The sequence below is a fragment of the Rhizobium aureum genome (assembly GCF_030182495.1).
Classification (GTDB): Bacteria; Pseudomonadota; Alphaproteobacteria; order Rhizobiales; family Rhizobiaceae; genus Rhizobium; species Rhizobium tropici_C.
In genome coordinates this window covers 254,472-279,484 of sequence record NZ_JAQJCI010000005.1, presented here as the reverse complement: position 1 = coordinate 279,484, position 25,013 = coordinate 254,472, and the positions used below count along the sequence as shown (strand labels likewise).

The following is a 25,013-nucleotide window of genomic DNA, read 5'->3' as shown; positions in this document are numbered from 1 at the left end:
GTGGCGTGACAGACCGTTATTCGGCGGCACCTCCGGCATCATAAGAAACAATCGGAAACGCCGCCCCCAATCGTGGGCAAAGACGTGAACTGGTTAACCGATTACCGCATTCCCATCGGGCCGTGGGCCAAAGCCGTCGTCGATTGGCTGACGACCAACGTCACATGGTTCTTCGACGGTCTTTCGTTCGTCGTCGCGCATGTGATTAACGCACTGCTTTTCCTCCTGCAGAAACCGCACCCGCTGATCGTCGTCGTCGTCTTCGCCGCCATTGCCTATTGGATGCGCCGCAGCGTTGCGGTCACGGCCCTGACATTCATCGGCCTGCTCATTACCATCAACCAGGGTTACTGGAAGGAAACGACCGAAACGCTCGCGCTGGTGCTGGCCTCCACCTTTGTCAGCATGCTCGTCGGTGTGCCTCTCGGCATCGCGGCAGCGCGGCGCCCCTGGCTTTATGCCTTCATGCGGCCGATCCTTGACCTGATGCAGACCATTCCGACCTTCGTCTATCTGGTGCCGGCCATGATCCTGCTCGGCCTCGGCATGGTGCCGGGTCTGGTCGCCACCGTCGTCTTTGCCATTCCCGCTCCGATCCGCATGACACGCCTCGGCATCATTTCCACACCGCCTTCGCTGGTGGAAGCGGCTGAATCCTTCGGTGCGACGCCGCGGCAGGTGCTTCGCAAGGTCGAGCTGCCCTTCGCCACGCCGCAGATCATGGCAGGCCTGACCCAGACGATCATGCTGTCGCTCTCGATGGTGTCTATCGCCGCCCTCGTCGGCGCGCCGGGCCTTGGCGTGCCGGTTCTGCGCGCGCTGAACAGCGTCAACGTCGCCAAGAGCTTCGATTCCGGCGCCTGCATCGTCATTCTGGCGATTATTCTCGACCGCATGTTCCGTGCCCCCGGCGAAGGAGATCGCTCATGACCGTCGCTGTCGGCTTCAAGAATGTCAGCATCATCTTCGGCGATCGCCCAGATGCCGCGTTGAAACTCGTCGACGCGGGCAAATCGCGCGATGAAATCGGCAAGACCACAGGCATGGTGCTCGGCGTCGCCAATGCCTCGCTGGAGATCGAGGAAGGTGAAATCCTCGTGCTCATGGGTCTCTCGGGCTCGGGGAAATCGACACTGCTGCGTGCCGTCAACGGCCTTGCGCCGGTCGTGCGCGGCGATGTCGTCGTCAACACCAAGAACGGCCCGATCAACCCTTACACCTGCAGCCCCAAGGCGTTGCGTGATCTGCGCATGCATACCGTCTCCATGGTGTTCCAGCAGTTCGCGCTGCTGCCCTGGCGCACGGTCGCCGACAATGTCGGCTTCGGGCTCGAGCTTGCCGGTGTGCCGGACGCTGAGCGCAAGAAGCGCGTCGACGAGCAGCTTCAGCTCGTCAATCTCACCCAATGGGCCAATCGCAAGGTCAATGAGCTCTCGGGCGGTATGCAGCAGCGCGTCGGCCTCGCCCGCGCCTTTGCGACCGGCGCGCCGATCCTGTTGATGGACGAGCCGTTCTCCGCGCTCGATCCCTTGATCCGCACCCGCCTGCAGGACGAGCTTCTGGAATTCCAGCGCCGCCTGAAGCGCACCATCCTCTTCGTCAGCCACGATCTGGACGAGGCATTCCGCATCGGCAACCGCATCGCCATCATGGAAAGCGGCCACATCATCCAGTGCGGAACGCCGCAGGAGATCGTCAAGAATCCGGCGGATCAGTATGTTGCCGATTTCGTGCAGCACATGAATCCGATCAGCATGCTGACGGCACGCGACGTCATGCAGCAGGGCGTCGGCCATTCCGCCAACGCCGGCTCCGTCACCGCCACGGCAACCGCTGCTACGCCGCTCGTCGATATTCTCGATGCTCTGACGCGCCAGCCGGGCAATATCGGCGTCGTTGACAACGGCACGATTATCGGAACGATCTCGGCGCAAGATGTGGTGGCCGGCCTCACCAGCCATCGGCGCAAGGAGTAGCCCGTTCACGGCTGCTCCTCGATCCACGGAGCAGTTCATGAGCAACAAGCCATCGGTGATCAGGGAAACGGACGAGGAAGCGCGCAATCAGGCGCGCGACCTCATGCATACGGCCGCGCATGCGGCGCTTGCCGTCATCGACCCTGAGAACGGCTTTCCTTCGGTGAGCCGCGTTCTCATTGCGATGGATACCGACGGCGTTCCCGTCATTCTGGTCTCCGGTCTCTCCTCGCATACCAAGGCTCTGGCAAAGGACCCGCGGGCTTCGGTGCTTTTCGGTGAACCCGGCAGGGGAGATCCCCTCGCCCATCCTCGCTTGACCGTGCGATGCGACGCTAAGCGCATCGACCGCCAAAGCGAAGCGCATGAACGCATTCGCGACCGCTTCCTCGATCGTCACCCGAAATCCAAGCTCTATATCGACTTTCCGGATTTCTGCTTCTTCCGTCTCGTTCCGCTTGACGCCAGCCTCAACGGAGGCTTCGGAAAGGCGTATATTTTGTCCTCAAAGGACCTGTTGATGCCTTGAGCCGAAAGCAAAATCGGTCGGCAAAAAATCATACAATAGTGCGAGAATTAGTAGGCAGGCAGCTCCGGGCGGCATCGACCATTATTGGTAGAATGCAACCCCTTCGTGACCAAAATCGGCATATTTGCGGTCGGGAGCGCTCATAATCGACCTATTTTGGGCGCATTCAGTCCGTGAAGGGCACATCAGGCGCCGTTTACGCTATTGCCGCGACGTCATACATACATACCTAAAATAGCATACTCGATACCTTAAATTTAGGTATATACAATCTTCGACCCGTCTTGGTATTGTTAGATATCGGTTAGGTGCCGGTTTAGAAACAGCACAATTTCTGATGTACGCTCCGCATTGGGAAGATTAACACATGAAGACAAGAAATTTGGCCGAACACTCCAATGTTGCGGCAGCATTACTATCAGCAATGGCGAACCCAAAGCGTCTTTTGATCCTTTGCAGTCTTGTTAAAGGCGAAGTTCCCGTTGGCGTTTTGGCCAATCAGGTCGGACTAAGCCAGTCAGCGCTCTCCCAGCATCTTTCGAAGCTGCGCGCCCAAAAGCTGGTGAAGACACGCCGTGATGCTCAAACGATTTACTACTCCAGCACATCGGAATCCGTCATCCGGGTTCTTGAAACGCTGGAAGACATTTATTGTGAGCCGGAAAAAAGTAGATCGGCTGCTTAAGAGCTTTCAAGGGCTCTGCGTCTGCCGACGAACGATCCGTGGGGACATTTAAAGACCCCGAAAGATCGACTTGCTTTCATTACCAGGTGTTTTACCATTTTTAGCTGGCAAGTCCTCGGACTTGCCAGCTTTTTTCATGTTTGCACCAAGGTAGCCGCGCAAGCGCGCTTCAGCCTGTCGAACAGGCTCCGCCTTGGTACCATCGATCCAGAGCCTCCCTCTTTGGGGCCCCATCTTTGCCTTGACGCAAAAAGGCCGGCTGATAATTTGACCAGGCAGTAAATATAATCACGTGGCGCAGCGCCGCGATCGGGAAAATGGCCCCCGAATGGCCGTTGGAGAACAGCATGTCGGACCGTTTGAATGCCACCCCTAATGATTTGCGCGCCTTCTGGATGCCGTTTACCGCCAACCGGCAGTTCAAGAAGGAACCGCGCCTGTTCGTCAGCGCCAAGGATATGTATTACACCACCCATGACGGCCGCCAGGTTCTGGATGGAACCGCCGGCCTGTGGTGCGTAAATGCCGGACACTGCCGCCCAAAGATCACCGAGGCGATCCGCCAGCAGGCCGGCGAGCTCGATTATGCCCCCGCCTTTCAGCTCGGCCATCCCAAGGCTTTCGAGCTGGCGAACCGCTTGGTCGATATCGCGCCTGACGGCCTGGATCATGTCCTCTATACCAATTCCGGCTCTGAATCGGTCGAGACGGCCCTGAAGGTCGCCCTTGCCTATCACCGCGTGAAGGGCAACGGCTCGCGCTTCCGCCTTATCGGCCGCGAGCGCGGCTACCACGGCGTCAATTTCGGCGGTATTTCCGTCGGCGGCATCGTCACCAACCGCAAGATGTTCGGCACGCTGCTGACTGGCGTCGATCACATGCCGCACACGCATCTCCCCGGCAAGAACAGCTTCACCCGCGGCGAGCCGGAGCATGGCGGCGATATCGCCAGCGAACTGGAACGCATCGTTACGCTGCATGATGCATCGACCATCGCAGCCGTCATCGTCGAGCCGGTGGCCGGCTCCACCGGCGTCCTCATTCCGCCAAAGGGCTACCTGCAGAAGCTGCGCGACATCTGCACAAAGCACGGCATCCTCTTGATCTTCGACGAGGTTATCACCGGTTTCGGCCGCCTCGGCACTCCTTTTGCCGCCCAATATTACGATGTGAAGCCGGATATCATCACGACAGCCAAGGGCCTGACCAATGGCGTCATCCCGATGGGCGCGGTCTTCGTGACCTCGGAGATCCATGACGCCTTCATGCAGGGACCCGAGCATATGATCGAGTTCTTCCACGGCTACACCTACTCCGGCAATCCGATCGCCTCGGCCGCAGCGCTTGCGACGCTCGACACCTACAAGGAAGAAGGGCTGCTCACGCGCGCGGCCGAACTTTCCGATTACTGGGCCGATGCCCTGCATTCCCTGAAGGACTGCCCAAACGTCATCGACATCAGAAACACCGGCCTGATCGGCGCCATCGAGCTCGACCCCATCGCCGGCGAGCCGACCAAGCGCGCCTTCACCGCTTTCCTGAAGGCCTACGAAAAGGGCCTGCTGATCCGTACCACCGGCGACATCATCGCGCTCTCCCCGCCGCTGATCATCGAAAAACATCATATCGACGAGCTGTTCGGCAAGCTCCGCGAGATCTTACAGAATAATATCTAGGTCGCTTTTCATAGATCACGATACGATCGGCGAACTCGAAGAGTTCCCTCTCCCCGTGCAACGGGGAGAGGGCTACGGTGAGGGGCTATCCGGAATCACGGCAAATGCAGGAAAAACACCATGACCACCAAACTCGAACGCTATATCGACCAGGGCGTTGGCCGGGAGCCTGCGGACATTGTTCTCAAGAACGGACGTTTCTTCGATCTGGTGACGGGAGAGCTGGTGGCCTCGGACATCGCCATCTGCGGTGACCGTATCGTCGGGACCTGCGGCGATTATCCCGGTCGTGAGGAAATCGATATCGCCGGCCGCATCGTCGTACCAGGCTTCATCGACACCCATCTTCACATCGAATCCTCGCTGGTGACCCCGCTCGAATTCGACCGCTGCGTCCTCCCCTATGGCGTGACCACCGCCATCTGCGATCCGCATGAGATCGCCAATGTGCTCGGCACCGAAGGCATACGCTACTTCCTCGACTGTTCGCTGGAAACCATCATGGATATCCGCGTCCAGCTTTCCTCATGCGTGCCGGCAACGCATCTGGAGACCTCGGGCGCCGATCTGCCGATCGAGACGCTCCTGCCCTTCCGCAACCACCCGAAGGTGATCGGCCTTGCCGAATTCATGAACTTCCCCGGCGTGATCCACAAGGATCCCGTCTGCATGGCGAAGCTCGAAGCCTTCCAGGATGGCCATATCGACGGCCATGCTCCCCTGCTGCGCGGCAACGATCTCAACGGCTATCTCGCGGCCGGCATCCGCACCGAGCATGAATCGACCACGGCAGAAGAGGCGCTGGAAAAGATCCGCAAGGGCATGCATATCCTCGTGCGTGAGGGCTCCGTCTCCAAGGATCTGCACGCGCTGATGCCTATTATAACCGAGCGCCTGTCGCCTCATCTGGCGCTCTGCACCGACGACCGCAACCCGCTCGACATCGCCGAACAGGGTCACCTCGATTACATGATCCGCACGGCGATTGCCCACGGCGTCGAGCCCCTGGCGATCTACCGCGCCGCCTCGATCTCAGCCGCGCGCGCCTTTGGTCTGCGCGATCGCGGCTTGGTGGCGCCCGGCTGGCGCGCGGATCTTGTCGTCATCGACAGCCTGGAAAGCTGCAAGGCCGAGATCGTCTTCTCCGCAGGCCGCCGCGTTGCCCCCGAACTCTTCGCGACCCGTAATTCCGTCGCCCCCGTCGGCCTCGACAGCGTCAAGGCCCGCCCGATCAACGCCGCCGATTTCGGCGTGCCGGTAACGGAAGGCGAAACCTCGGTCATCGGCGTGACGCCTGGCAAGATTATCACCCAACATCGCCGCTATCGCCTGCCGGCCAAGGGCAACCAGACCGATATCGACCTCGGCAACGATATCATCAAGGTCGCCGTCATCGAGCGGCACGGCAAGAACGGCAACCACGCAAACGGTTTCGTCCAGGGTTTCGGCTTGAAGAAAGGCGCGATCGCCTCCACCGTAGGCCATGACAGCCACAATATCTGCGTCGTCGGCGTCAATGAAGATGACATGGCGTTCGCCGCCAACCGCCTCAGCGATATCAATGGCGGCTTCGTCGTCGTCGAGGATGGCGTCGTGACCGGTGAAATCGCCCTGCCCGTCGCCGGCCTGATGAGCCTCGAGCCTTATGAAAGCGTGCGCGATACGCTGCACCATCTGCGCCAGGCAGCCTATGCCCTTGGCGCGACGCTGGAAGAGCCCTTCCTGCAGCTCGCCTTCCTACCCCTGCCCGTCATCCCGCATCTGAAGATATCGGATAAAGGCCTGGTCGATGTCGACAAGTTCATATTGATCGGCTGATCAGGTGAGCTTGCAGCAATAGACGTCCAATGCGGCAAGCGCCACCGCCGATCCTGCATCCGCCGTACCGAACCCCGGCACGACGATAGTTTTACCGAGCTTGACATCCTCGGGCAAAGCGACCTTCACCGGCGTGCGCGAGAGATTGAAAACGAACAGCAGCGTCTCGCCGCCCTTGGAACGTGTGAAGGCAAGGACATGTTCCTCGGTATCGAGAAAGGTCATATCGCCGTCACGCAGGGCGGCGTACTCTGCGCGGAAGGCCAGCGTCTGCCGGTAATGATGCAGCACGGAATCTTCGTCCGCCTCCTGCTTGTCGACCGCAAGCGCTGCGTGCTGGTAGGGAACCGGCAGCCAGGATTTGTCGGCGGTGGTGAAGCCGGCATGGGCGCGGCTGGCTTCCCAGGGCATCGGCGTGCGGCAGCCGTCGCGCCCCTTGAAGGCCGGCCAGAAGCGAATGCCGTAGGGATCGCGCAGATCCTCGAAGGCAAGCTCCGCTTCGGGCAAGCCGAGCTCTTCTCCCTGATAGAGGCAGATCGAGCCGCGCAGGGTTGATAGCAGTGAAATCGCGAGCTTCGCGACGCGCGGCTGCTCTTCCTCCGTCTCCGCAAAGCGGCTGACATGGCGTTTGACGTCATGGTTGGAGAAAGCCCAGCAGACCCAGCCATCGGCGACATTATCCTGAAAATCGCCGACGCAACGGCGGAAATGCGCCGGAGTGAAATCCGGCCCCAGCAGATCGAAGGTATAGCACATATGCAGCTTGTCGCCGCCGCTGGTATAGGCGGCTACGGTCTGCAGCGAGCGCGCGCCATCCCCCACTTCGCCGACGGTCGCGCGATCCTCATATTGGTCGAGCAAGGCCCGGAACCGCTTCAGGAAGCCGATATTCTCCGGCTGCGTCTTGTCGTAGAGATGGTTCTGCATCCCGTAAGGGTTGCTCTCGGGGGCATCGAGCCCGCCCGTTGCGACAAGCGCCGGCGGATTGTCCCGCAACTTCCTATCGCAGAAATAGTAGTTGACCGTATCCAGGCGGAAGCCGTCGACGCCGCGGTCGAGCCAGAATTTCACCGCCGCCAGCACCGCATCCTGAACCTCCGGATTGTGGAAATTCAGGTCAGGCTGCGAGGTGAGGAAATTGTGCTGGTAATATTGCCGGCGCACGCCGTCCCATTCCCAGCCGGGGCCGCCGAAGATCGACAGCCAGTTGTTGGGTGCCGTGCCGTCCGGCTTCGGATCGGCCCAGACATACCAGTCCGCCTTGGGATTGTCGCGGCTTGCCCGGCTCTCCACGAACCAGGGATGCCGGTCCGATGTATGCGAAATGACCTGGTCGATGATGACCTTGAGGCCGAGTTCATGCGCCGCAGCCATCATCTCGTCGAAGTCGGCAAGCGTGCCGAAGATCGGATCGACGTCGCAATAATCGGCGACGTCATAGCCCATATCGGCCATCGGCGAGGTGAAGAACGGTGCCAGCCAGATCGCATCGACACCCAATGCGGCAATATGAGGCAGGCGGCGGGTAATTCCCTTGATGTCGCCGAGCCCATTGGCATCCGTATCCTGAAACGACCGCGGGTAGACCTGATAGATCACGGCCCCGCGCCACCAATCGGCTCCCGCCGCTTTATTCGTCGATTTCATCAAATGGCCTCGATATCGCATCGGCCCCTCAGTTTGCACACTCCGCCGCAAGCGGCAAGCTGCAATCCGCCGCGTGCCAAACTCGGCTACCTGGGCGGGTAAATTCGCAGTATCAATTTTAAAGAATTACCAATATGAAAATTCACACACTAAGCAAGCCTTACTCTTTTGGGCTTGAAAGCGACGTCGCTTTCGATAACTTCGCGCATTGACCTGCACGTACAGGTCACCTGCGGATCAAAAACACCCTTGTAAAACAAGGACAAGAACTCCAGAAAGGTGGGAAAACATATGGCGCATATCACCAGAAAATTTATCGCTGCGGCTTTCGTCAGCACGATATTGAGCGTTTCGGCGCATGCCGCGACCCTCAATATCCACAACGGCGGCGACCCGACTTCGCTCGATCCGCAAAAAATTTCCGGCGATTGGGAGAACCGCATCGACGGCGATATCTTCGAAGGGCTGGTGACCGAAGATCCTAAGGACAACCCAATTCCCGGCCAGGCTGCAAGCTGGACTATTTCTCCCGATCAGAAGGTGTATACCTTCAAGCTTCGCGACGGCATCAAATGGTCGGATGGCCAACCGGTGACGGCTCAGGACTTCGTCTTTGCCTTCCAGCGCCTGATGGATCCGAAGACCGCGGCCCAATACGCCTATCTGCAATACACCATCCTGAATGCGGAAAAGATCAACAAGGGTGAAATCAAGGATCCGACCCAGCTCGGCGTGAAGGCGATCGACGACAAGACGCTGGAAATCACGCTTGAAAACCCGACACCCTACTTCCTCAACGCCTTGATGCACTACACAGCCTATCCGCTGCCGAAGCACGTTGTGGAAGCCAAGGGCGACCAATGGGTCAAGATCGGCAATATCGTCACCAACGGCCCATACAAGCCCACCGAATGGGTGCCTGGTTCGCATGTCAGCATGGTCAAGAGCGACCAGTATTACGGCGCCAAGGACATCAAGATCGACAACGTCAACTACTATACGCTGGAAGACCAGGCCGCCGCCCTGAAGCGCTATCGCGCCGGCGAATTCGATATTCTGACCTCCTTCCCGGCCGACCAGTATGACTGGATCCAGAAGAACCTTCCCGGCCAGGCGCATGTGGTGCCGTTCCTTGGCACCTACTATTACGTCGTGAACGCCACCAAGCCGCCCTTCAACGACAAGCGCGTCCGTCAGGCTCTCTCCATGGCCGTCAACCGCGAAGTCATCGGCCCGAAGATCCTCGGCACAGGCGAACTGCCGATGTATTCCTGGGTACCGCCGGGCACCGCCAATTACGGCACGCCGGCTTATGTCAGCTGGAAGGACGAGCCCTACAAGCAGAAGGTCGAAGAGGCCAAGAAGCTCTTGAAGGAAGCAGGCTTCGGCCCCGATCATCCGCTGAAGGCTCAGCTGCGCTACAACACCAACGACAACCACAAGCGCATCGCAGTTGCGATCGCCGCCATGTGGAAGCCGCTCGGCGTCGATATCGAGCTCTACAACACCGAAACCAAGGTGCATTACGATGAAATGCAGCGCGGTGAGGTGCAGATCGGCCGTGCCGGCTGGCTCGCCGACTACAACGACCCGATCAACTTCCTGAACCTGCTCTCCACCGGCGTCGAAATGAACTACGGCCGCTGGAGCAACAAGGACTACGATGCTCTGATCAAGCAGGGCAATGAAGAAACCGATCTCAAGAAGCGCGCCGAAATCTACAAGAAGGCCGAGCAACTGGCCCTCGACGACAGCGCCGCGATCCCGATCTACTACTACGTTTCCCAGAACATCGTCGCCCCGAAGGTCCAGGGCTTCGTCGACAATATCCAGGACATCCACCGCACGCGCTGGCTGTCGATCAAAGAATAATTGGGAACAGGCCCCTCCCGGACACAATCGGGAGGGGCCGTTTAAGATCATGTTTGGCTATGCTCTCCGTCGTTTGCTGTCGACAATCCCCGTCTTGTGGATTGCCGTGACAGTGTGTTTTTTCATTCTGCGCCTCGCTCCCGGCGGCCCCTTCGATGGCGAAAGGCCATTGCCGCCGGAAGTCAAAGCCAACCTCGCGGCTCACTACAACCTCGACAAGCCCCTGGTTGAGCAATACCTGATCTATGTCGGCGACGTCATGAAGGGCGATCTTGGCCCCTCCTTCGCCAATCAGGACTTCACCGTCACCCAGCAGATCATGTCCGGCTTCCCCTATACGCTGACCATCGGCGGCGCCGCTTTCGTGCTCGCGACCATCGTCGGCATCTTCATAGGCTGTCTTGGGGCGCTCTATCAAAACCGCGCGGCCGATTACTGGCTGGGCGGCGGTCTCCTCATTGGCCTGGTCATGCCGAGCTTCCTCATCGCTCCCATCCTGCAGCTCATCTTCGGCAACACGCTCGGCTGGCTGCCGGTCGGCGGCTGGGGCGACGGCTCGATCAAGTTCCTGATCCTGCCCATTATCGTCCTGACGCTGCCGCACGCGGCCCGCATCTCCCGCCTGATGCGCGGCTCGATGATCGAGGTGATGGGCCAGAACTTCATCCGCACCGCCAAGGCCAAAGGCATCGGCCCGCGACTGACGATCATGCGCCACGCGCTGAAGCCGGCCATGATGCCCGTCGTCTCCTATCTCGGACCCGCGGCAAGCTATCTCCTCACCGGCTCGCTGGTGGTCGAAAGCATCTTCGGCCTCCCCGGCGTCGGCCGCTACTTCGTCGGCGCGGCGCTGAACCGCGACTACGGCATGGTCCTCGGCACGGTCATTTTCTACATGGTCCTGATCGTGGTCCTCAATCTGCTGGTCGACATCGCCTATGCCTGGCTCGACCCGAAAGTGAGAATGCGATGATCCTCAATTCCGCCAAGAGAGAATTGCTGGAAGCGGAATTGCTTTCGGCAGAGGGGCTAGCACCCAAGGGGCGTTCCCTCACCGGCGATGCGATGCGTCGTCTCCTGCGCAACAAGGCGGCAGCACTTTCGCTGGTCATACTGGCCGTGCTGGTTCTGGTCGCTATATTCGGCCCGTATTTCCTGCCCTTCAATTATGAGGATCCGGACTGGACGTCGTTCCGCGGCGCTCCGGACTTCGCCGCTGGCCACTATTTCGGCACGGACGGCAATGGCCGCGATCTGCTGGCGCGCACACTCTACGGCACGCGCGTCTCGCTAACGGTCGCACTTGTTGCGACCCTCGTCTCGGTCGTCATCGGCGTGCTTTACGGCGCCGTCGCCGGCTATTTCGGTGGTCGCGTCGACGCGATCATGATGCGCTTCGTCGATATCATGTACGCCCTGCCCTACGTCCTCTTCGTCATCCTGCTGATGGTGATCTTCGGCCGTAACGTCTATCTCCTGTTTGCGGCGATCGGTGCACTGGAGTGGCTCACCATGGCCCGTATCGTGCGCGGCCAGACGCTGTCGATCAAGCAGCGGGAATTCATCGAGGCCGCACGCGCTTCAGGCCAGCGGTCGTTCAAGATCATCCTAAAACACATCGTGCCGAACCTCGTCGGTCCGGTCGTCATCTACGCGACGCTCACCATTCCCGAAATCATCGCGACCGAGAGCTTCCTCTCCTATCTCGGCTTCGGCGTTCAGGAGCCGCTGACGTCTCTCGGCACATTGATTGCTGAAGGCTCTGCGGGCATGGAGACGACGCCCTGGCTGCTGTTCTTCCCGGCCGGTTTCCTGGTCGCGCTGCTGATGAGCCTGCTCTTCATCGGCGACGGTCTGCGCGACGCATTCGATCCGAAGGATCGCTGACATGACAGACACCCTTCTCGAACTCAAAGACTATTCCATCACCTTCCGCACGCCTGAAGGCGAAGTGGCGGCGGTCTCGAAGATGAACCTCAAGATCGGCCGCGGCGAGCGCATCGCCATCGTCGGTGAATCCGGCTCCGGCAAGAGCCAGACCTTCCTCGGCCTGATGGGCCTGCTCGCCAAGAACGGCCGCACCAGCGGCCAGGCGCTGCTCGACGGCAAGGATCTGCTGACGCTGAAGCCGCGCGAACTCGACCATGTGCGCGGCAAGGATATGGCCATGGTCTTCCAGGACCCGATGACCGCGCTTAACCCGTCGCTGCGCATATCGCGGCAATTGACGGAGCAGCTCGAGGTCCATGGCGGCCTGACGGCGCGCGCAGCCTCGGCAGCAGCACTCGACATGCTGAAGCGTGTCGGCATCCCCGACCCGACCCGTCGCTTCAACCTCTATCCGCACGAGCTTTCGGGCGGCATGCGCCAGCGCATCGTCATCGCCATGGCGCTGCTCACCAAGCCGAAGCTGCTCATCGCCGACGAGCCGACGACCGCGCTCGACGTGACGATCCAGGCGCAGATCCTCGATCTCTTCAATGAGCTGACGGCGGAAATGCACACGGCGCTCGTCATGATCACCCATGACCTCGGTGTCGTCGCCGGCCTCGCCGATCGCGTTGCCGTCATGTATGCCGGCCGTATCGTCGAGGAAGCGCCGGTGGAGGAGCTGTTCGAAAGTCCGGCTCATCCCTATACGGCGGCGCTTCACTCGGCGATCCCGAGGCCCGACCAGGATGTCGACGATCTCACCGTCATCCCTGGACGGCCGCCGAACCTGATGCACCTGCCGCGCGGCTGTGCCTTCTCGCCACGCTGCGCGCATGTGCAGGACGACTGTCTGGATGCGGCGCCGCCGCTCGATCCGCTGGCGCCACGCCGTTGCGCGGCCTGCTTCCATCCCCTTTCGGCTAATCAGGAACGGAGCCTCGTCCATGGCTGAGCAAACGCTTCTGAAGGTCGAGCATCTGACGACCGAATTCGAGTTGCCATCGAAATCCCTCTTCAAACCGCCGATGATCCTGACTGCGGTCAACGATGTCAGCTTCGAGCTGAAGACCGGCCGGACGCTCGGCATCGTCGGTGAATCCGGCTGCGGCAAGTCCACGCTCGGCCGCTCCATCCTGCGGCTGATCAAGGCGCAGAAGGGCCGCATCCTCTGGCAGGGCAGCAACCTTCTCGATCTCACCGACGAAGAGATGCGCGCCGCACGCCGTGACATGCAGATCATCTTCCAGGACCCGATCGCCTCGCTCGATCCGCGCATGACCGTCGGCGACATCATCGCCGAGCCGCTGACCGTCTTCGAACCGAAATTGACCCGGGCGCAGCGGCAGGATCGCGTCCGCGAAATCATGGCGGCGGTCGGCCTCGTTCCCGAGATGATCAACCGCTACCCGCATGAGTTCTCGGGCGGACAGGCGCAGCGCATCGGCATCGCCCGTGCCGTCATCACCCGGCCGAAGCTCATCATCTGCGACGAACCGGTTTCAGCCCTCGATGTCTCGATCCAGGGACAGGTCATCACGCTTCTGCGCCGCCTGCGCAAGGAGTTCGGCCTCACCCTGATCTTCATCAGCCATGACCTCTCGGTCGTGCGCCTGATCTCGGACGACGTGCTGGTGCTCTATCTCGGCAAGGTGGTGGAAGCGGGCGAAGCCGCGACGGTCTTCGATCATCCGGCCCACCCGTATACGCAGGCGCTGTTCTCCGCCGCACCTATTCCGGATCCAAAGCTGGCGCGCGGCCGCGAGCGCATCCGCCTGCAGGGCGACCCGCCCTCGCCGCTCAATCCGCCGCCGGGCTGCGTCTTCTCGCCCCGCTGCTGGAAGGCGACGGATATCTGCCGCACGAAGATGCCACCGACCGAGCACGTGCGCCCAGGCCAGACGGCGGCCTGCTATCACATGGACCGGCCGTAAAGCAGATCCAGCAAAAGTGGGCGGCGGCAGCCGCCGTCCACCTTGCCCCCGCCGCCGCTTGCGCGTATGCAGCACCAAGGCAAAAATGCGGGAGGCAGTCTTGGGCGGGCGTTTTCTATCGATTGGCGAATGCATGGTGGAACTGTCGCAAGCCGATGACGGACACCTGCGCAAGGGCTTTGCCGGCGACACGTTCAACACCGCCTGGTATGCCCGCGCCTGCCTGCCGGCAGACTGGTCGATCGACTATTTCACCGCACTCGGCGACGACGCCATGTCCGACGAAATGATCGCCTTCATGGCCGGCGCCGGCATCGGCACAGCAAGTATCCGCCGCCTTCGCGGCAAGACGCCCGGCCTCTACATGATCAATCTGAAGGACGGGGAACGCTCTTTCAGCTATTGGCGCGACAGCTCCGCCGCCCGCCAGCTCGCCGCCGACGGCGACGCCTTGCGCACTGCAATCGAGGCATCCGACGTCCTCTATTTCTCCGGTATCACGCTGGCGATCCTGTCGCGCGAAGACGCTTTCACCCTGCTGGCGGAACTGCGCCGCGCCAAGGCGGCCGGCAAGCTCGTCGCCTTCGATCCGAACCTGCGTCCGCGCCTATGGTCGAGCCTGGATGCCATGCACACCATGATCGCGGAAGGCGCACGCGCGGCAACACTCGTCATGCCGAGCTTTGACGACGAGGCTGTGCATTTCGGCGACGATTCCATTGCCACCACCATTCGCCGTTACCGGCAGTACGGCGCCAACATGGTCGTCGTCAAGAATGGCGCTGAAGGTGCGACCATCGGCGATGGCATCGACGAGACACTCGTTCCCGCGGTCAAGGTCGCCAAGGTCATCGATACCACCAGCGCCGGCGACAGTTTCAACGGCGCATTTCTGGCGCATTATCTGCAGCATCAGGATGCGGTTGCCGCCGCCGGCTTCGCCGCCGAAATCGCGGCGAAGGTCATTCGGGAATACGGCGCGCTCGTTTCTCCGCAGAAGCTGAAAGTCGCCAAATAGACACTGTAATATTTCCATCATGGACACGCCTCACAATAGAGTGGGCGCGGGAATCATGTTTGAAACACCGCAATCGCTGGCACCGTCATCACGAGGATGCGGTGCGGATGGACTGTTTTGGGCATGTTGCAACGCTTGTCGGACATCGATCAAACCACCTGGACCCAGGCGGCGACACCTGTCGCAGTACCCGAACGCCTGCTTATTGTCAGCGATGCCTGGCATCCGCAGGTCAACGGCGTCGTCCGTTCGATCGAGAACACCAATCGCGAACTGACCCGCATGGGGATCGAAGTCTCCATGATTACGCCGGACGGCTTTCGCAATATCCCTTGCCCCACCTATCCAGAAATCCGGCTTTCGATCGCCAGCTATCGCAAGGTCGCTTCGAGAATAGAGGCGATGCGGCCGACCTATGTGCACATTGCCACGGAAGGCCCGCTTGGGCTGACAGCGCGGCGCTGGTGTCTGCGAAACGGCATGCCCTTTTCCACGAGCTATCATACCCGCTTTCCCGAGTATGTGGCCGCCCGCCTGCCGATACCGCAAAGCTGGCTCTATGCTTTCGTCAAATGGTTTCACAACGCCGGCTACGGCTGCATGGTGGCGACACCAAGTCTTGCAAACGAGCTCAGGCAGCGCGGCATTCATAATCTGCTGCCATGGAGCCGTGGCATCGACTCCTCGCTGTTTCGACCGCAGCCCCAGGAAGACAATCCCTTCGGTCTGCCCCGCCCGATCTTCATGACCGTCGGCCGCGTGGCGCTTGAAAAAAACCTGCCGGCCTTTCTCGATCTCGACCTGCCCGGATCGAAAGTAGTGGTCGGCGACGGTCCCGCGCGGGCGGACCTGCAGAAGCTCTATCCCGATGTGCATTTTCTGGGAGCCAAATTCGGCGAGGAACTGGCGCATGCCTATTCCCAAGCCGACGTCTTTGTCTTTCCGTCGAAGACCGACACGTTCGGCAATGCCATTCTGGAAGCGCTGGCAAGCGGCGTCCCGGTTGCAGCCTATCCCGTCACCGGGCCTGCGGATATTCTCGCCGGCGACAGGGCAGCCGGCGTCGTGGATGCCGATCTGGCAACGGCCTGCCTTGCCGCCCTCTCCTGCTCGCGCGAGGCGGCCCGTTCCCTGGCGCTCAGCTATTCCTGGGAAGCCGCCACCACACAGTTCATCGGCAACGTCCGGATCGCCAACCACCGGGGTCGGGCTCATAAGCATTGAGCCCCCACTTCATTTGGGTTCGATATTGAATCCTTTGTCATCCTGCGCCAGATAACCGAGAGCGCCCACCCGTGATCGCAAGCCCGAGCGTCTGGCCAGCGGATCTCGTTGCACCTGCCATAGGGGTGGATGTGGCTGCCGGGCTGGAAGTGCGCCGCCATCCGAAGCCGGCTTTTCAAATCCCGAAGAAATCCGTAGCTCCAGCGCCTTTTTAGGTGTACAATTATTTATCGCACGATCTACATAAGACTTCTCAGGGAGGACTTGAGATGACCGACGACCTGTTAAAGCTGGATAACTTCATCTGCTTCGCCCTCTATTCGGCCAACCACGCCATGAATCGGCTATACAAGCCGATGCTTGATGCGCTCAATCTCACCTATCCGCAATATCTCGTCATGGTGACATTATGGGAAGAGGATGGCCAGACCGTCGGTGGCATCGGCGAAAAGCTGTTCCTGGAATCGAGCACGCTGACGCCGCTTTTGAAGCGCCTGGAAGCCGCCGGCTTCATTCAGCGCATCCGCAGCAAGGAAGATGAGCGACAAGTGCTGATCCACCTTACCGACGAAGGCAAAGCGCTGAAAAAGAAGGCGGCAACAGTTCCCCCGTGCATTCTGGATGCTACGGAGCAAACGCCTGACGAACTGACACGTCTGAAGGCGGAAATCACGATGCTGCGCGAGGCGCTCAGCAAGAACGCAGCCTGAGCGAAGGCCATCCATCCGGCGCCGCTTGAGAAAATTACCGCTTCTTCTTGTTTTCGTAGGGGTTTTCCGACGAACGGAAATGAATGCGGATCGGCACGCCGGGCATGGCGAAATCCTCTCGCAGACCGTTGATCAGATAACGGACATAGGATTCCGGCAGGGCATCCGAGCGGGTGCAGGAAATCATGAAGGCCGGAGGCCGCGCCTTCACTTGCGTCATGTACTTCAGCTTGATGCGGCGGCCCGAGACCGCCGGTGGCGGATGCTGCACCTGCTGTGTCTCGAGCCAGCGGTTGAGACGCGCAGTCGAGACGCGCTTGTTCCAGACCTTATCTGTATCGACGATCGCCTGCATCAGGCGGTCCAACCCTTCGCCCGTCTGGCCGGCAATCGGTATGGCGCGAATGCCGCGTGCCTGCGGCAACAGCCGGTCGGTCTTTTCGCGCAGCTCGGCAAGGACGGCCTGGCGATCCTCGATCATGTCCCACTTGTTGAAGGCGAGCACGGCGGCACGTCCCTCGCGGATCACGAGATCGACGATCTGGAGGTCCTGCTTCTCGAAGGGAATGGTCGCATCGAAGACGATGACGACGGTTTCGGCAAAACGAATGGCGCGCAACGCATCGGCAACCGAGAGCTTCTCCAGCTTCTCGGTCACCTTCGCCTTGCGGCGCATACCGGCCGTATCGAACATCTTTATGGTGCGACCGCGCCAGCTCCAGTCGACGGAGATGGAATCGCGGGTGATGCCGGCTTCGGGACCGGTCAGCAGCCTGTCTTCGCCAAGGAAGCGGTTGATGAGCGTCGACTTGCCGGCATTCGGACGGCCGACGATCGCAACGCGCAGCGGCCGCGTCTCGTCATAGACGGGCTCTTCGTCGATCTCTTCGCCATCTTCGCCGACGGCAGGACGCGGAATGCTGACATTCGTCTCCGCTTCGTCTTCCTCTTCCGGGAAGGCGCGCTCAGGCCCGATCGCCTCGACGATCGCGTCACGCAGATCCATCATGCCTTGGCCGTGCTCGGCCGAGATAGGACAAGGCTCGCCAAGGCCGAGCGTATAGGCGTCATAGAAGCCGCTATCGGAGCCTCGCGCCTCGGATTTGTTGGCAACGAGCACGACAGGCCGGCCGCGCTTGCGCAGCATTTCGGCGAGCGTCTTGTCGATATGGGTCAGGCCCATCTTGGCGTCGACGACGAAGAGCGTCAGATCCGCCTCGTCGATCGCAGCCTCGGTCTGTGCGCGCATGCGACCCTGAAGTGATTCATCCTGTGCCTCTTCAAGACCGGCGGTATCGACGATACGGAAGCGCAGATCGATCAGTTTGGCGTCACCGGGGCGGCGGTCACGCGTGACGCCCGGCGTATCGTCGACAAGCGCCAGCTTCTTGCCAACCAGACGGTTAAACAGTGTGGACTTGCCGACATTCGGGCGACCGACGATCGCGACCGTGAAGCTCATTTAACGATCCTTCAGCCTTTTGCGACCGGAGCCTTGCCGGATGCCGTGATGAGATCGAGCAGCATCTGGGCGCGGTTAGCGACGTTGCGCGGGCTCTGCGGATCGTCGACGATCGCCTGGAACCACTGCCGGGCCTTGGCGAAATCGCCGGCCTTATAGGCGGCAAGGCCAAGAACGTCGCGCGCCGAATGGCGGAAGGCGTCGGCTGGCACCGCCAGTTCCTGCACCTCGGCGGCAACCTGATCGTAAGTGCCGGTGTCGACAAGAAGATAGGCGGCACGCAGACGCGCCGCATCGCGGACGACGACCGGGATATCCGTTTGCTTGCCGATCGCGGAGAAAGCGGCGATGGCGGCTGCCTTGTCGCCCTTCTGCGCCTGCAGCGTCGCGGCGCGCAACCGCGCCAGCACCGGATAGGAGCCGGGGCCGTTCTTTTCGATTGCCGTCAGCGCGGCGAGCGCTTCGTCAGTCTTGTTCTGGTCGGCCAGCGTCAGAGCTGCGATGAACTGGTCACCGCCGCTGCCGGCCTGATTGCCCGCCCAATAGCGATAGCCGCTATAGGCCGCGGTGCCGAGAACGGTGAGCACGGCGCCGCCGATGATCAGCCTGCCAAAACGGCGCCATACGAACCGTAGCTGGTCCGAACGCAGTTCCTCGTTCACCTCGCGGATGAAGCTATCGTCATTGAATGCCATTCTCGTCTCCGGCCCAGGCCAAATAGTTCAAAGCTTAGGTTTAGTGGGGCCTTCTACTCCATTTTGCGGCTGATGTAAGGGGGAACGGCAGAAATCGTCACATAACGAGCGGCGAAACCCCGATAATCCACGCGTGAAGCTTCCAAATGATCAAAGCCCAGGCAATGACGCCGATGACAACGGCATAGAGATCGTATTTCGCCGAGACGAACGGACGCAGGGTGGTTTCGCCGGCGCGCTCGCGCCGCTTCAGCGAAATGCGAAGGATCACGCCCCAGGCGAGGAAAGCGGCAAAGAGCAGCATCGCGGCACCATCGCCATTGGAGAGCAGGTGCGCCAAGGCCCAGATCTTCACGGACAGCACCATCGGATGCTTCGTCCTGACGGCGATGTGCCCCGCCGGCAGCAGCGAAGCGGCAAGACAGATCATCGCGAATAGCATCAGCAGGATGGTGATATGGCTCATCCAGAAAGGCGGCGACCAGATCGGCGTCATGTCCCGCGCCTGGCCGAAGCCGTAAATGAGGATGATCAGGGTCACGATGCTTGCGATCGAATAGGCGATCTTCCAGCCGGATTCGCCAATGCTTGCGATCATCGAGCTCCGCAAGCCTGGAGCAACGACGCGGATCAGATGGATGCCGAGAAAAAGAACAATGCCAAGAATAAGCAATGCCATGAATGAAGCCCCCTACGATCTTGTAATGACATCCTTATCGGCTGTGGCAAAAAAATGCCAGCATCACCGCAGCTTCGCCGCATTTGCGCGAAAGGAAGGAGGCCATCCGGAGCACGCCATCGATATCGTAGATCGACCTTCGCAAAACCGTGCTCATCAAATCAATATTCGGTGCCCATGTTTCGCTTAGTTACCTGTTTCTCCGTTGCGTTTTCTCTTGTTCTTCCTGCCGCAGCCCATGCGGACGGCAAGCCCAGGCAACTCGTCATGATTTCCTTCGACGGCGCTCACGACAATGCGCTGTGGACCAGAAGCCGGGAAATCGCTTCGCGCAACGGCGCGCACTTCACCTACTTTCTTTCCTGCACTTTCCTGATGAACAAGGCGCAGGCCAAGGCCTATCAGGGGCCGAAACAGCGTCCAGGCAAATCGAATGTCGGCTTCGCCAAGAGCGAGGACGATGTGCGCACCCGCATCGCCAACATCTGGGGCGCCCATCTGGAGGGCCACGATATCTCCAGCCATGCCTGCGGCCATTTCGACGGCAAAGGCTGGAGTGCTGCCGACTGGAGCCAAGAATTCATGGATGCGCGCATCGCTCTTCGCGACGCCTGGAAGAATGTCGGCCTTGCCGACAAGGAACCACAGGGCTGGGAAGATTTCGCCACGAACGACGTTAGGGGATTCCGCGCGCCCTACCTTTCCACCAGCGACGGCCTTGTGCCGGCGGAGAAGGAGGCGGGCTTCCAGTATGATGCAAGCCTCGTCACCAAAGGGCCTGCCCTGCCGCAGGTGGTCGACGGCATCTACCGCTTCGGCCTGCCCTTGATCCCAGAGGGTCCGGAACACCGTCCGGTCATCGGCATGGACTACAATCTCTATGTGCGCCACTCGAAGGGCGCCGAGGACAAAGCGAACGCCAAGACCTATGAGGACCGCACCTTCGACGCCTTCGAAGCCGCCTTCAACAAGCAATATGAGGGCGAGCGCATCCCGCTGCAGCTCGGCTTCCATTTCGTCGAGATGAACGACGGCGCCTATTGGCGCGCGCTCGACCGCTTCGTCAGCGACGTCTGCCACAAGCAGGACGTCGCCTGCGTCAGCTATTCCGAAGCCATCCCGCTGATCGCCGCCAGAGGCAAGTCCCAGCAAGGATGAGGAGCCGTCGGGCTAAGCCCTCGTGGTTCGAGACGGCCTTCCAGGCCTTCCCACCATGAGGGCGCCCCTGCACAAGGCTGGATATTGAACTGGCTTCGCGCAACAACGCGCTCCATCCTCACCTGAGCTTGTCGAAGGGCGAGGATGGCCCGGATGTTCTAACCAACGAAAAGTCTACGGAGCCTTTTCATCAGCCGTCGGCGTGGATGACGCCCGCTTCACGCTCCAGATAGGTCTGATCGATCTTCGGCAGGGGCTCGTCGTCGATCGCAGCTTCGAAGGCTTTCAGACGCTTGTGGATCGACAGCAGCTCGATGATCGTGGTCCAGGAACTGACGAGATACTGGAAGGAATCGCTGACCTGCCCGAAGGCCGTCAGTATCTGCTGATAGATGCCGTAGGTGATCTTTCCCGCCACGATCGTGGGCACGAGCATGATGGTCAGGAAGATGCCATCGGCCTGAACATAGAAATAGCGGGCGATGTTGAAATACAGATAGTGAAAGTACAATCGGAAATAGTTGCGCCGCACATTGGCAAAAAGTTCCGTGACGGTTGCGGGTTGAGCGCGATCCGCATGATCCTCACCGTAGACAAGCTCTTTGCGATAGGCGGCCTCGACGCGCTGATTGCGGAAATTGAGCCCTGGCAGTTTGACACCGACAATTGCGAGCAAAAGCGTGCCGAAGACAGACCAAAACAGCGACAGCCAAAAAAGCGTATGCGGAATCTGGCCGATGACTGGCAAATCCGTGACATAGCTCGAAAGCGCGAAAAGGATCGGCAGGAAGACAATCAGCGTCATCACTGAATTGATCAGGCTGCTGCCCAAGCCCTCGAGAATTGTCGAAAATCGCATCGTGTCTTCTTGAACACGCTGGGCAGCGCCCTCGATATGCCGGAGCTTTTCCCATTTCGACATGTAGAAATTGTTCATCGCCGTACGCCAGCGGAAAATATAGTGGCTGGTGAAGAAATCCGTCATCACCAGAAGAAACATCCTCAGAAACGCCAACTGCGCAAACAGGATGAACAGATTATAGAAATCCCATGCGGTCGTCGCGCCCTGCTTGGCGAGTGCGTTCTGCAAGGTGTTGCCGAACGGCAGGCGCCAGTTGTTCAAAACGACTGCGGCCTGAACCAGAAAATAAGTTACCAGAACGATCAGCGCCGAGCCCCAGATCGACCAGTTCTTCCAGGGATGATTCCTGGCTAAAATGTGCCACGCTCCGCAGAACAGGATCACGCAAAGCAGGAAGTAGCTGTAGAACCACACATTGCTGGCGACCAAGAAAAACGTCAGGTCATACGGCTCACTGCCCTCTGGCGGCGTTACGATGCCGACGCTTGCCGCGAGATTCGCTCCAAACAAATACCAGATAGCAAGGCAAACGACGGTCCAAACCAGCAGGGACGAGAAAAACAGCTTCGGCTGTGGGAAGAACGAGTGAAACACGGGAGGCGCAGCTTTCCTATGAGGGCGGTTAAAAACCACACATGACGTCAATTTGAGGCGAGCCTAGGACAGTTCGCCGGGAGCGGCAACCGCCGGAGGCCTATTCTTACGTAGATGTAATCGCTTATCCCACGATCGTGATGCAGTTGTTCAGCTGCGAAATTTCACCTATTGGATGAATTCCTTCCCCATATGGAACGCATTCCCTTTCGGACCCTCTATTCTGACTGAGCTCCCCTTGCAGAAAACTATCTTACGATATATATCTTACGACATGACTAACGATATAAACTCTCACCCTTCAAGGAGAAACGATATGAGAGGCTTCAGAGATCGCATGTTCGGAGATGGCTTTGACATGGTCGAGGCATATATCCTACGACATGGCCGAGGCCGTGAATCGCGCGGCGAGCACAGGAGAGACTTCATGAGAGGCTTCAAGGGCGGCATGTTCGGCGGCGGGTTTCGCACCGGCCGCAAGTTCGATGCGGCCGACCTGCAGCTCATCATCCTCGCTTTGCTTTCCGAACAGCCGCGCCATGGCTATGAACTGATCAAGACCTTCGAGGACCGCTCCGGCGGCTTCTACGTGCCGAGCCCGGGCGTCATATACCCCGCCCTCACCTATCTCGAAGAGACGGGGCAGGCTGAAGTCGAGGTGAGCGGCACGAAGAAGCTCTACCGCATCACCGAAATCGGCCAGAAGCGCGTCGACGACAATCGCGATCTGGTCGAGGCAACGCTCGCCAAGCTCACCTCCATCGGCGAGAAGATGGCCCGCGTCCGCGAGGTTTTCGGCGGTGACGACGAGGACGGCCGCGACAATCCGTTCGATCGCCACGGCGCCGGTGACGTCCATCGCGCCCGCCATCTGCTGCGCTCCGCGCTTCGTTCGAAATTCCCGTGGAGCAAGGCTGAAGGCGCGCGCATCGCGGCAATCCTCGAGCGCGCCGCCGCCGATATCATCCGCGGCGAAACGAAGGGCCAGGACGAGCCGAAGGCTGACGATTGAGCGACGCATGTCGCGCAAAAGTGCGCAGCGGTTTTGCGACAACGGCATGCGCAAAATCAAAGACCTGAAGCGCGGGAAGTGAATCTGAAGGATTCGCGATGCGCTTTAGGACGTCACTTATCCGGCAATGTCAGGATGATCGGCCCGTTGCGGGTGGCGATGATGGTGTGTTCGTACTGGACCGTTGGCGCCTGCGGTTCGGCATAGAGCGTCCACGCATCGTCGCCTCCCTCCGCCCAGCTCGCGCCGAGCGAGAGAAACGGCTCGACGGTGAAGACCAGGCCATCCTCCATGATCCGCGTCTCGGAAGGGTCCGCCCAGGTGGAAACCTCGGCGGGCTCTTCATGCAGGGAGCGGCCGATGCCATGGCTGGCGAGATTGGCAATCAACGTATAGCGGTTCTTCTGCGCGAAAGCGCCGACGGCCTGCCCGATCTTCGCAAGCGGCGCACCGCTCTTCACCTGATTGAGGCCGACCCATAGCGCCCTCTTGCCGTCGCGGCAGAGGCGCTCGATCTTCGGCTTGACCGGCGGCACGGCAAAAGATGCGCCGGTATCGGAAAAGAAGCCGTCCTTCTCGGCGGAAACATCGAGATTGACCAGATCTCCCGCCTGGATCACGCGCGTTCCTGGGATGCCGTGGGCCACTTCCTCGTTGACGCTGATGCAGGTCGCGCCGGGAAACTTGTAGACCAATTCCGGTGCCGATTGCGCACCGGCATCCTCCAGCACCTTTCGGCCGATCGCGTCCAGCTCCAGCGTGGTGATGCCCGGCTCCAGTGCCGCGGCCATGGCCTGCAACGCATTGGCACAGATGCGGCCGATATCTTTCAGCTTGGTCAGTTCTTCTTCGGTCGAAACGATCATTTACGGCTTCCGGCACTCTCGCTCTCTCAGCAGCGGTTTGGCGAGAGGCTCAAGGTCGCTTTCGCCCCTTCCCTTCGCGCAGTCAATGTCTTTTTGGGCTTTCTGCCAGATAGCGCGACTTTCGAATTCCGAAAGAGCTCAGGAGCGCGGATCGTCTGCCAACAATGCCCAGCGCTCGTGGTCGCACCAGACGCCGCCGATCTTCAGATATTTCGGCGAGAACCCCTCTTTCCGGAAGCCCAGCCGCTTGACCAGCGCAATGGACGGATGGTTGCCCGGCTGGATATTGGCCTCCACGCGATGCAGGCCCACCGCATCGAATGCGTGCGCCACGGCCAGCCGAACCGCCTCCGTCATGAACCCCTGGCCGGCGAAACCTACCATGCCGTGATAGCCGAGAAAGGCGCTGCGAAAACCTCCCCAAACCATCTGGCTGATATTGACGACGCCAACGATGGCGCCGGAGCCGGGATCGCGCGCCACCAGACCCAGGTTCGGCCCCGTCACCGTCTGGCCGAACCAGGCGTCGAAACCATCGCGATCGAGGAAGGGATAGGCCCAGGGCACATGATGGGCGCGGCTGGCGATATTGGCGGCGATCAGCTCGTCCGCATCGGATTGTTTGACCGGCGCGATGATCACCTGTGGCATGGCGCGCTCCATACTT

23 protein-coding genes are annotated in these 25,013 nt (G+C 60.2%); 16 read left to right on the top strand and 7 right to left on the bottom strand.

Going from position 1 to position 25,013, the window contains the following annotated elements; translation table 11 throughout:
• The first annotated feature begins 84 nt into the window (after positions 1-84).
• From choW to ade, 6 genes are all read left to right on the top strand, one after another.
• Positions 85-930 carry a choline ABC transporter permease subunit gene (choW, locus tag PH552_RS15460; protein WP_112340727.1) on the top strand — a complete coding sequence of 282 codons (846 nt, stop codon included), beginning with the start codon at positions 85-87 and terminating at the stop codon, positions 928-930.
• The gene (gene choV / locus PH552_RS15455) at positions 927-1,976 is read left to right on the top strand and encodes a choline ABC transporter ATP-binding protein (RefSeq protein WP_112340644.1); all 1,050 of its coding nucleotides are present in this window, start codon (positions 927-929) and stop codon (positions 1,974-1,976) included. Before choW ends, choV begins: the two co-directional genes overlap by 4 nt.
• Positions 1,977-2,013: 37 nt before the next feature.
• Positions 2,014-2,505, top strand: a complete 492-nt coding sequence (locus tag PH552_RS15450; RefSeq protein WP_112340643.1) for a HugZ family pyridoxamine 5'-phosphate oxidase — start codon at positions 2,014-2,016, stop codon at positions 2,503-2,505.
• Between the two features lie 367 nt (positions 2,506-2,872).
• Positions 2,873-3,190: an ArsR/SmtB family transcription factor gene (locus PH552_RS15445; protein WP_004116664.1), complete on the top strand. Its 318-nt coding sequence runs from the start codon at positions 2,873-2,875 to the stop codon at positions 3,188-3,190.
• 347 nt (positions 3,191-3,537) lie between these two features.
• On the top strand, positions 3,538-4,866 hold the full coding sequence (gene aptA, locus PH552_RS15440; RefSeq protein ID WP_112340642.1) for an omega-aminotransferase AptA: 1,329 nt from the start codon (positions 3,538-3,540) through the stop codon (positions 4,864-4,866).
• A 120-nt stretch (positions 4,867-4,986) separates the two neighbouring features.
• A complete protein-coding gene (gene ade, locus PH552_RS15435) occupies positions 4,987-6,684 on the top strand; it encodes an adenine deaminase (protein WP_112340641.1) in 1,698 nt (565 codons plus the stop codon).
• Here ade and bglA read toward each other — a convergent pair whose 3' ends face one another.
• Positions 6,685-8,331 carry a beta-galactosidase BglA gene (bglA, locus tag PH552_RS15430; RefSeq protein WP_112340640.1) on the bottom strand — a complete coding sequence of 549 codons (1,647 nt, stop codon included), beginning with the start codon at positions 8,329-8,331 and terminating at the stop codon, positions 6,685-6,687.
• 291 nt (positions 8,332-8,622) lie between these two features.
• On the opposite strand from bglA, the gene PH552_RS15425 reads away from it, so the two are divergent.
• The 8 genes from PH552_RS15425 (at position 8,623) to PH552_RS15390 (ending at position 17,018) form a co-directional block, all read left to right on the top strand.
• Positions 8,623-10,203 (top strand): peptide ABC transporter substrate-binding protein, encoded by a 1,581-nt coding sequence (locus PH552_RS15425; RefSeq protein ID WP_112340639.1) that lies wholly within the window; start codon positions 8,623-8,625, stop codon positions 10,201-10,203.
• Positions 10,204-10,252: 49 nt separating this feature from the next.
• Positions 10,253-11,176, top strand: coding sequence for an ABC transporter permease subunit (locus tag PH552_RS15420; RefSeq protein WP_112340638.1), 924 nt, complete (start codon positions 10,253-10,255; stop codon positions 11,174-11,176).
• Positions 11,173-12,090 carry an ABC transporter permease subunit gene (locus PH552_RS15415; RefSeq protein WP_069612725.1) on the top strand — a complete coding sequence of 306 codons (918 nt, stop codon included), beginning with the start codon at positions 11,173-11,175 and terminating at the stop codon, positions 12,088-12,090. The genes PH552_RS15420 and PH552_RS15415 overlap by 4 nt, the downstream gene beginning before the upstream one ends.
• Before the next feature lies 1 nt (position 12,091).
• Entirely contained in the window at positions 12,092-13,087 is a 996-nt protein-coding gene (locus PH552_RS15410) for an ABC transporter ATP-binding protein (protein WP_112340637.1), read from the top strand.
• Positions 13,080-14,066, top strand: coding sequence for an ABC transporter ATP-binding protein (locus PH552_RS15405; RefSeq protein WP_112340636.1), 987 nt, complete (start codon positions 13,080-13,082; stop codon positions 14,064-14,066). The genes PH552_RS15410 and PH552_RS15405 overlap by 8 nt, the downstream gene beginning before the upstream one ends.
• A gap of 100 nt (positions 14,067-14,166) precedes the next feature.
• Positions 14,167-15,084: a sugar kinase gene (locus PH552_RS15400; RefSeq protein ID WP_112340635.1), complete on the top strand. Its 918-nt coding sequence runs from the start codon at positions 14,167-14,169 to the stop codon at positions 15,082-15,084.
• A 123-nt stretch (positions 15,085-15,207) separates the two neighbouring features.
• Complete coding sequence (locus tag PH552_RS15395) at positions 15,208-16,308, top strand: glycosyltransferase family 4 protein (RefSeq protein ID WP_112340634.1); 1,101 nt, start codon at positions 15,208-15,210, stop codon at positions 16,306-16,308.
• A 269-nt stretch (positions 16,309-16,577) separates the two neighbouring features.
• Complete coding sequence (locus tag PH552_RS15390) at positions 16,578-17,018, top strand: MarR family winged helix-turn-helix transcriptional regulator (protein ID WP_112340633.1); 441 nt, start codon at positions 16,578-16,580, stop codon at positions 17,016-17,018.
• A gap of 34 nt (positions 17,019-17,052) precedes the next feature.
• Here the strand turns inward: PH552_RS15390 and der are convergent, their stop codons facing one another.
• The 3 genes from der to PH552_RS15375 all read right to left on the bottom strand — a co-directional run bounded on the left by der (position 17,053) and on the right by PH552_RS15375 (position 19,854).
• Complete coding sequence (gene der, locus PH552_RS15385) at positions 17,053-18,480, bottom strand: ribosome biogenesis GTPase Der (protein WP_112340632.1); 1,428 nt, start codon at positions 18,478-18,480, stop codon at positions 17,053-17,055.
• Between the two features lie 11 nt (positions 18,481-18,491).
• Complete coding sequence (locus tag PH552_RS15380; RefSeq protein WP_183762939.1) at positions 18,492-19,175, bottom strand: tetratricopeptide repeat protein; 684 nt, start codon at positions 19,173-19,175, stop codon at positions 18,492-18,494.
• A 97-nt stretch (positions 19,176-19,272) separates the two neighbouring features.
• Positions 19,273-19,854, bottom strand: a complete 582-nt coding sequence (locus tag PH552_RS15375; RefSeq protein ID WP_112340630.1) for an NnrU family protein — start codon at positions 19,852-19,854, stop codon at positions 19,273-19,275.
• A gap of 177 nt (positions 19,855-20,031) precedes the next feature.
• On the opposite strand from PH552_RS15375, the gene PH552_RS15370 reads away from it, so the two are divergent.
• On the top strand, positions 20,032-21,012 hold the full coding sequence (locus PH552_RS15370) for a polysaccharide deacetylase family protein (RefSeq protein ID WP_112340629.1): 981 nt from the start codon (positions 20,032-20,034) through the stop codon (positions 21,010-21,012).
• A gap of 190 nt (positions 21,013-21,202) precedes the next feature.
• Here PH552_RS15370 and sbmA read toward each other — a convergent pair whose 3' ends face one another.
• Positions 21,203-22,468 (bottom strand): peptide antibiotic transporter SbmA, encoded by a 1,266-nt coding sequence (sbmA, locus tag PH552_RS15365; protein WP_112340628.1) that lies wholly within the window; start codon positions 22,466-22,468, stop codon positions 21,203-21,205.
• Positions 22,469-22,895: 427 nt separating this feature from the next.
• On the opposite strand from sbmA, the gene PH552_RS15360 reads away from it, so the two are divergent.
• Positions 22,896-23,480: a PadR family transcriptional regulator gene (locus PH552_RS15360; RefSeq protein ID WP_112340726.1), complete on the top strand. Its 585-nt coding sequence runs from the start codon at positions 22,896-22,898 to the stop codon at positions 23,478-23,480.
• Positions 23,481-23,593: 113 nt separating this feature from the next.
• On the opposite strand, the gene map is transcribed toward PH552_RS15360, so the two are convergent.
• Together map and PH552_RS15350 are read right to left on the bottom strand one after the other, a co-directional pair.
• A complete protein-coding gene (map, locus tag PH552_RS15355) occupies positions 23,594-24,346 on the bottom strand; it encodes a type I methionyl aminopeptidase (protein ID WP_112340627.1) in 753 nt (250 codons plus the stop codon).
• 138 nt (positions 24,347-24,484) lie between these two features.
• On the bottom strand, positions 24,485-24,997 hold the full coding sequence (locus tag PH552_RS15350) for a GNAT family N-acetyltransferase (RefSeq protein ID WP_112340626.1): 513 nt from the start codon (positions 24,995-24,997) through the stop codon (positions 24,485-24,487).
• Positions 24,998-25,013 lie beyond the last annotated feature (16 nt).

What these genes read in the sequence shown, in the direction of transcription:
- choV (WP_112340644.1), top strand. Translation starts at nt 927, where the DNA reads ATGACCGTCGCTGTCGGCTTCAAGAATGTCAGCATCATCTTCGGCGAT.
- der (WP_112340632.1), bottom strand. Translation starts at nt 18,480, where the DNA reads ATGAGCTTCACGGTCGCGATCGTCGGTCGCCCGAATGTCGGCAAGTCC.
- aptA (WP_112340642.1), top strand. Translation starts at nt 3,538, where the DNA reads ATGTCGGACCGTTTGAATGCCACCCCTAATGATTTGCGCGCCTTCTGG.
- PH552_RS15390 (WP_112340633.1), top strand. Translation starts at nt 16,578, where the DNA reads ATGACCGACGACCTGTTAAAGCTGGATAACTTCATCTGCTTCGCCCTC.
- bglA (WP_112340640.1), bottom strand. Translation starts at nt 8,331, where the DNA reads ATGAAATCGACGAATAAAGCGGCGGGAGCCGATTGGTGGCGCGGGGCC.
- PH552_RS15360 (WP_112340726.1), top strand. Translation starts at nt 22,896, where the DNA reads ATGAGAGGCTTCAAGGGCGGCATGTTCGGCGGCGGGTTTCGCACCGGC.
- PH552_RS15425 (WP_112340639.1), top strand. Translation starts at nt 8,623, where the DNA reads ATGGCGCATATCACCAGAAAATTTATCGCTGCGGCTTTCGTCAGCACG.
- PH552_RS15380 (WP_183762939.1), bottom strand. Translation starts at nt 19,175, where the DNA reads ATGGCATTCAATGACGATAGCTTCATCCGCGAGGTGAACGAGGAACTG.
- PH552_RS15410 (WP_112340637.1), top strand. Translation starts at nt 12,092, where the DNA reads ATGACAGACACCCTTCTCGAACTCAAAGACTATTCCATCACCTTCCGC.
- PH552_RS15405 (WP_112340636.1), top strand. Translation starts at nt 13,080, where the DNA reads ATGGCTGAGCAAACGCTTCTGAAGGTCGAGCATCTGACGACCGAATTC.
- PH552_RS15450 (WP_112340643.1), top strand. Translation starts at nt 2,014, where the DNA reads ATGAGCAACAAGCCATCGGTGATCAGGGAAACGGACGAGGAAGCGCGC.
- map (WP_112340627.1), bottom strand. Translation starts at nt 24,346, where the DNA reads ATGATCGTTTCGACCGAAGAAGAACTGACCAAGCTGAAAGATATCGGC.
- PH552_RS15420 (WP_112340638.1), top strand. Translation starts at nt 10,253, where the DNA reads ATGTTTGGCTATGCTCTCCGTCGTTTGCTGTCGACAATCCCCGTCTTG.
- PH552_RS15395 (WP_112340634.1), top strand. Translation starts at nt 15,208, where the DNA reads ATGTTGCAACGCTTGTCGGACATCGATCAAACCACCTGGACCCAGGCG.
- PH552_RS15370 (WP_112340629.1), top strand. Translation starts at nt 20,032, where the DNA reads ATGTTTCGCTTAGTTACCTGTTTCTCCGTTGCGTTTTCTCTTGTTCTT.
- ade (WP_112340641.1), top strand. Translation starts at nt 4,987, where the DNA reads ATGACCACCAAACTCGAACGCTATATCGACCAGGGCGTTGGCCGGGAG.
- PH552_RS15415 (WP_069612725.1), top strand. Translation starts at nt 11,173, where the DNA reads ATGATCCTCAATTCCGCCAAGAGAGAATTGCTGGAAGCGGAATTGCTT.
- PH552_RS15375 (WP_112340630.1), bottom strand. Translation starts at nt 19,854, where the DNA reads ATGGCATTGCTTATTCTTGGCATTGTTCTTTTTCTCGGCATCCATCTG.
- PH552_RS15445 (WP_004116664.1), top strand. Translation starts at nt 2,873, where the DNA reads ATGAAGACAAGAAATTTGGCCGAACACTCCAATGTTGCGGCAGCATTA.
- PH552_RS15350 (WP_112340626.1), bottom strand. Translation starts at nt 24,997, where the DNA reads ATGCCACAGGTGATCATCGCGCCGGTCAAACAATCCGATGCGGACGAG.